A 6,137-nucleotide genomic window follows, 5' to 3' on the forward strand; every position below is an offset into this window, starting at 1 on the left:
GACCACGTCGGCCCAGAGGAATTTTTGTACCTCTTCGGCAAGGTCGTAGCCGCCGTCGATAAAGGTGGCTTTTACATCAAAACCAGCGCGGTCGAGGTAGCTAAGGGCAGCGTCGTGCAAGGTTTGGTTGTAGCGGCCATCGGAGTGGGCGAACTGTTTGCCGCCATTGAGCAGAAGGATCTTTTTCATGAGAGAAATCCGTATGGGAGTGAAGAATGGCCGGCAGGTTACCTGCGCGAGGAGCGGGGAAAAACCAGGCGTGGCGCAAATGATATTTGCGTAAAAATCACGAATTACAGCACCACTCCCTCATTAAAATGTGCCAATCCTTTCTCCCGGAGCATTGACCCATGAGCGAGCAACCCTACGGTTTTATCCTTCACGCCCATACCAAGGCGGAAAAGGCAGACGAATTTCAGGCCCTATTCGGCGCCTATGTCGAACCCAGTCGTGCCGAACCTGGCTGCATCGAGTACCACATGCTGCGCGACCGCCAAGACCCAACGCTGTTTATCTTTTACGAAATCTGGCAGAGCAAAGCCCACCTCGATGTGCACTCGGCCTTGCCGCATATGCAGCGTTTCGCCGAGCAGCGTATGGACTACCTGACGCGCGATTTTGATATCCGCCTGATCGACATGCTTAGCCCGTCCTCTGCCAACCGCTGAGCCGGGCGCCGGAAAAACACTTGAAACCCTCAGGGCAGGTCGCGTCTAAACCTGTAACCGGTCGACTTACGCTGTGTTGCACCGACCCGTTGCACCGACCTGCGCGAGGACTCCAATAATGAGCACGCACCTGATCAAACTCTTCACCCAGCCCGAACAGAGCTGGACGGAAATCCGCAAAGAAGAAGAGCAAAAGCCCCGCAATTACTTGCCCCATCTGATTTTTCTCGGGCTGATTCCGCCCTTCGCCCTGTTTATTGGCACCACCCGCGTAGGCTGGAGCCTGGCTGAAAACGAAACCGTGCGCCTGAGCGCCGACAGTGCGCTGCTGCTCAGCGCCATGGTGTACGGCGCGATCCTGCTCGGCACCGCACTGATGGGCGTATTTATTCGCTGGATGTCACGTTCCTTTGATGCCCGCCCGACGCTAAACCAGTGCATCGGCTTTGCCGCTTACACCGCCACGCCGTTGTACGTTGCCGGGCTCGCGGCGCTCTACCCCAGCCGCTGGCTGGCGGTCGCGGTGCTAATGGCGGCCTGTGCCTACTCGACCTTTCTGCTGTTTGTCGGCCTACCCACCTTTATGCGCCGCAAGCAGGAACAGGGGTTTCTATTTGCCTCCTGCGTATGGGCCGTGGGCCTGCTGTTGCTGGTGACCATTTTGGTTTCGGCGATTTTGTTCTGGTACAACAACCTGTCGCCGGAATACCTGCGCGGCCCGCTTGGTGGCTAACCCACTCACCTACCAGCCGTGCTCGCGGGTTTGCGCGAACGGTTGAGTCCGCTAAGCTCGGGCACATTCTCCACAAAAGGATGTGCCCCATGCTCCGCTCCGCCTCCCTCGCTACCCTTGCAGCAGGCCTGCTGCTGTCTGCCAACGCGTTTGCCCTGTCCATCAGTGACCTGTCCCAAGGCGATGCCAGCGCCGGCCTGAAAGATGCCCTGACCCAAGGCGCGCAAATCGCCGTAAAACAGCTGGGCACCCCCGGTGGTTTCAGCAACAACGATGAAGTGCGCATTGAGCTACCCGGCAAACTGGGTAAAGCCGCCAAGGCCATGAAAATGATGGGCATGGGCGCCCAGGTTGACGAGCTGGAAACCAGCATGAACAAAGCCGCCGAAGCTGCCGTGCCGCAAGCCCAAGCGCTGCTAGTCGACGCCGTGAAAAAAATGACCGTGCAAGACGCCAAAGGCATTCTGGCCGGCAAAGATGACGCCGCCACTCAATACCTGAACAAAACCAGCCGCGAACAAATCCGCGCCAAGTTTCTGCCCATCGTTAAACAAGCCACCGACAAAGTGGGCCTGGCCAAGCAATACAACGCCCTCGCCGGGCAAGCCGCCAGCCTCGGCGCCATTGATGCGAAAAGCGTCAATATTGAAAGCTACGTAACCGAAAAAGCGCTGGATGGTCTGTTTGAAATGATCGCCAAACAGGAAGAAAGCATTCGCCAAAACCCGGCAGCAGCGGCCACCAGCTTGGCCAAGAAGGTGTTTGGCGCGTTGTGATTGTTGCGTAGGTGCTCTGATCCGCACAGGCTGCGCACAGCCCATCCTACAAAAGCATCGACCGAAGCCCAGCCAATTCGCTGGGCTTTTTGTTGTTTAACTTTCAAACACTCAACGATCAAAAAATAACCGCGTTAGCACATCGAGAGAAAAACCCTACACAAGGAAAATCTTCGTCCTAACTCGCGTCCTTAGCGCGATTCGGAAAATCCCGACTCCCGAATTTTCGCTCCGGTGGTTGGCCATGTTCCCCCTCCCTCGCAAACTTCTTGCTCTTTATCTGATAGCAAGCACCACCTTTACCCCACTCGCGCCGGTATTTGCAGCGGCCACTCCGACGACAACAAACAGTCACCAGCAGTTGCCTGAACTGGGCAGCGCCGCCACCAGCCAGCAAAAAACCGCTAGCGCTTCCCGGGCAACACAGACGCCCGAATGGATGTTGCACGCCGCCACCGACCAAGACCTCGGCCCAAGTGCACTGCGCAATCGCGCTCAGGGCATTGAGCAAGCCGTGGCGCAAGGCGCGAGCATGCTCAGCCATGCTGCCAGCGACGCAGCCGAGCAATGGTTTACGCGTCGGCACATCACCGCCGAATTGGCACTCAAAAGCGACCAACACGGGATCCACGGCGGCAGCCTCGATATGCTGGTGCCCTTCTACCAAGCCGGAAAAGATCTGCTGTTCACCCAGGTGGGTATTCGCCGCAGCAACAGTTACACCGAGAACTATCGCAACACCCTCAATCTTGGCCTCGGCTACCGCCGCAATTTCGCTGGCTGGCTGCTGGGTGCCAACAGCTTTTACGACCGCGATACCACCGCCAAAGATGGCCGCTTGGGCGCAGGCGTCGAAGCCTGGACCGACTATCTCAAACTCAGCGCCAACAGCTATCTGCCATTATCGGGGTGGAAAACCACGCCAGAGCGCGCCGGTTATCAGGAGCGCGCCGCCCGAGGGTGGGACGTGCGCGCCGAAGGTTATTTGCCGAGCTACCCACAATTGGGTGGCAAGCTGATTTACGAACAGTACTACGGCAAAGGCGTCAGCCTGTTTTCCGCCAACGACCGCCAAGAGAACCCACGTGCCCTGACCCTGGGCATGATCTACAACCCGATTCCGCTAATCGGGCTGGGCATCAACCACCGCATTGGCCAAGGTGGCTTGGCCGATACCTCAGCCAACCTGACGCTGTCCTATCGCCTCGGTGAATCGATGGCCAAGCAGTTGTCGTCAAGCAGTATGAAAGCCCGTTATCTGCTGGAAAACATGCGTTACGACTTGGTCGCACGCAACAACGAGATTGTGCTGAATAACAGGGCACGAGCCGAGCAGATGCGCTTGCCCAAAGAAATCTCCGGCGCAGAGGGGCATAGCGTGCAGTTTTCCCTAAGCAGCTCGGTGGCCTTGCAATCGCTGAACTGGGTTGGCAGTGCCGCAGCCTTTGCCCTTCCCTACGACGGCAGTGGCACTGCCACGCTGCACATGCCCAACTACGTGAGTGGCCTCACCAACACCTACGGTTTGCAGGCAGTGGGCATTGATAAAAACGGCCGCACCGTGACCTCCAACTTGATGACCGTAAGCGTTCACGCGGTGGACTTTTCTATCTCGGCGCAACCGGCGGCCATCCTCGCCAATGGCCTCAGTACCACCACTTGCGCACCACGATCAAGTCCAGCGAAGGCCAAGCGGTGGGCGCCGGTATGTCGGTCAACTGGACCACCTCGGCCGGTAAGCTGGCCAGCGCTTCCTCTATTACCAATGCAAACGGTGTAGCCACCAATACCCTCACCAGCGCGCCCCAAGCCGGAACCGCTACCGTTGAGGCGTCCGCCGCTTCCGGGAAAAGCTCGACCACCGTCGACTTTATTGCCGATGCCCCAGCCAGCGGCAACAAAGGCATCAGCCTGCAAGCAAATCCCGCTTCGATCACGGCGAACGGCAGCAGTAGCACCATTATTCGCGCCAGCCTGCAGGATGAGCAGGGCAATCCGGTAGGCGCTGGAGTGATGGTCAACTGGCATGCATCCGCTGGTGCCCTGGCCAGTGCGGCCACCAATACCGATGCCAATGGCATTGCTAGCGTAGTGCTGACCAGCGCCATTCTCGCGGGGCCGGCCACCATTGATGCCTCGGCGGGGCAAGCCCATAACTCCACCAGCGTGACGTTTACCCCCGGTGCAGCGGCAGCAGGTAATAGCGGCCTGCAATTGACGCTTTCTTCCGCAGCAATCACAGCAGACGGCACAAGCAGCACAACCCTGAGCGCCACCGTGCTGGATGCCCATAACAACCCGGTAAGCGCAGGAACAGTGGTGAACTGGACCACCTCGGCAGGCACCCTGGCCAGCCCATCCTCGGTCACCAACAGCAGCGGTATTGCCAGCGTTGTATTGACCAGCTCAACCAAGGCCGGCAGCGCGACGCTGCACGCCACCTCGGGCAGCGCCAACAACGCCACCACTGTCGCCTTTATTCCCGGCGCACCAGCAGCCGGCAACCAGGGGCTGGCCCTGACCGTGACCTCGGCATTTGCCAGCGACACCGCGACGCTGATTGCCACGGTTCAAGATTCATACGGCAACCCTGTGGGCGCTGGCGTAGCGGTCACCTGGGCGACGACTGCCGGGGCGCTCGCCGGCACCACCAGCCTTACCGACAGCAGTGGCATAGCCCGCATGTTGCTGACCGCCACCGCCGTCGGCCAAATGGCCACGGTAAACGCCAGCGCTGGTGCCGCCTACGACTCCGAGTCCGTGGCCTTCCATGCCGGCGTACCGGCAGTGGGCAGCAACGGTATCAGCCTGGCGGTCGGTGCCGACGATGGCAGCGGCACCACAGCGCTAACCGCCAGCGTGCGCGACGCCTACGGTAATGCGGTGGGTGCGGGCATCGCTGTGAACTGGACGACCAGTCAGGGCACGCTTGCCAGTGCGACGTCCATCACCGACGCCAACGGCATGGCCAGCATGGCCCTGACCAGCACCTTGGGTAGCACCGCCACCGTCCAAGCGACAACTGGCCATGCACACGACAGCATCAACGTAGTGTTTATGCCCGGCACTCCGGCCTCCGGTAACAATGGCATCAGCTTGGCCGCGAGCCCGGCATCACTTACCGCCGATGGCACTAGCACCTCCACCCTGACTGCCAGCGTGCGCGATGCCAAAGGCAACTCGGTGGGAGCTGGCGTCAACGTCAACTGGGCAACCAACCTGGGCGCGCTGAGTAGCGCAACCTCAAGTACCGACGCCAATGGCGTGGCCACGGTGGTGCTGACAGCCGCCACCGTGCCCGGCACTGCGAACGTGCAAGCCACCACAGGCACGGCCAGTAACCAAACCAATGTGCGCTTTATCCCTGGTTCGCCAGCGGCGGGCAGCAGTGGTTTAAGCCTGACGGCAGATCCGACATCAGTCCCTGCTGACGGCAGCAGTACCACAACGTTGCGGGCCACGGTTCGCGATAACCTCGGCAACCCGGTGGCAGCAGGCGTTGCGGTGAGCTGGACAACCAGCGATGGCACGCTGGCCAGCGCCACCTCCGTTACCGATGACAATGGCGTAGCGCAAATGCTGCTGACCAGCTCAACCCAAGTGGGTATTGCTGCCGTGCAAGCGGCGGCCGGCGCGGCGGGCAATGCGCTTAACGTCGAATTTGTTAACCTGACGCCGGTTCCGGCCGCACTTACGCTCACGCCGTCGCTGACTAGCCTGACCGCCAATGGCGCCAGCACCAGCGTGCTAAAAGCCGTGGTGTTGGATACCAAGGGCAAACCGATGCCTGCCGGTACGCCGGTGAACTGGACGACTACCGCCGGCTCATTGGCCAGTGCAACCTCAAACACCGATGCCAGTGGCGTTGCCACCGTGGTGCTGACCAGCTCGGTTGTTGCCGGTCAAGCCAACGTTACGGCAACGGCGGGCGCGGCCAGCGGTGCGGCGACTGTGCTGTAT

The 6,137-nt window shown here is 60.1% G+C and carries 5 protein-coding genes and 1 pseudogene; 5 read left to right on the forward strand and 1 reads right to left on the reverse strand.

All coding sequences use genetic code 11. The features are described 5' to 3' along the window. Positions 1 to 189 (reverse strand): annotated as a pseudogene (locus AAAB16_RS22310) (NADPH quinone reductase MdaB); the annotation flags it as partial. Between the two features lie 161 nt (positions 190 to 350). Here AAAB16_RS22310 and AAAB16_RS22315 point away from each other — a divergent pair. From AAAB16_RS22315 to AAAB16_RS22335, 5 genes are all read left to right on the forward strand, one after another. Next, a complete protein-coding gene (locus AAAB16_RS22315) occupies positions 351 to 668 on the forward strand; it encodes a putative quinol monooxygenase (protein WP_340665306.1) in 318 nt (105 codons plus the stop codon). 118 nt (positions 669 to 786) lie between these two features. Further along, positions 787 to 1,401 carry a Yip1 family protein gene (locus tag AAAB16_RS22320; RefSeq protein WP_340665307.1) on the forward strand — a complete coding sequence of 205 codons (615 nt, stop codon included), beginning with the start codon at positions 787 to 789 and terminating at the stop codon, positions 1,399 to 1,401. An 89-nt stretch (positions 1,402 to 1,490) separates the two neighbouring features. Further along, positions 1,491 to 2,177, forward strand: a complete 687-nt coding sequence (locus AAAB16_RS22325; protein ID WP_340665308.1) for a DUF4197 domain-containing protein — start codon at positions 1,491 to 1,493, stop codon at positions 2,175 to 2,177. 244 nt (positions 2,178 to 2,421) lie between these two features. Next, a complete protein-coding gene (locus tag AAAB16_RS22330) occupies positions 2,422 to 3,957 on the forward strand; it encodes an inverse autotransporter beta domain-containing protein (RefSeq protein WP_340665309.1) in 1,536 nt (511 codons plus the stop codon). Continuing rightward, on the forward strand, positions 3,885 to 6,137 hold a 2,253-nt coding region (locus AAAB16_RS22335; protein ID WP_340665310.1), incomplete at its 3' end, for an Ig-like domain-containing protein. The genes AAAB16_RS22330 and AAAB16_RS22335, both read left to right, overlap by 73 nt.

Source organism: Pseudomonas sp. (genome assembly GCF_037994325.1).
GTDB lineage: Bacteria > Pseudomonadota > Gammaproteobacteria > Pseudomonadales > Pseudomonadaceae > Aquipseudomonas.

Bases quoted from the DNA above. Each gene is read 5' to 3' on its own strand.
- AAAB16_RS22320 (WP_340665307.1), top strand. From the start codon at position 787: ATGAGCACGCACCTGATCAAACTCTTCACCCAGCCCGAACAGAGCTGG.
- AAAB16_RS22330 (WP_340665309.1), top strand. From the start codon at position 2,422: ATGTTCCCCCTCCCTCGCAAACTTCTTGCTCTTTATCTGATAGCAAGC.
- AAAB16_RS22315 (WP_340665306.1), top strand. From the start codon at position 351: ATGAGCGAGCAACCCTACGGTTTTATCCTTCACGCCCATACCAAGGCG.
- AAAB16_RS22325 (WP_340665308.1), top strand. From the start codon at position 1,491: ATGCTCCGCTCCGCCTCCCTCGCTACCCTTGCAGCAGGCCTGCTGCTG.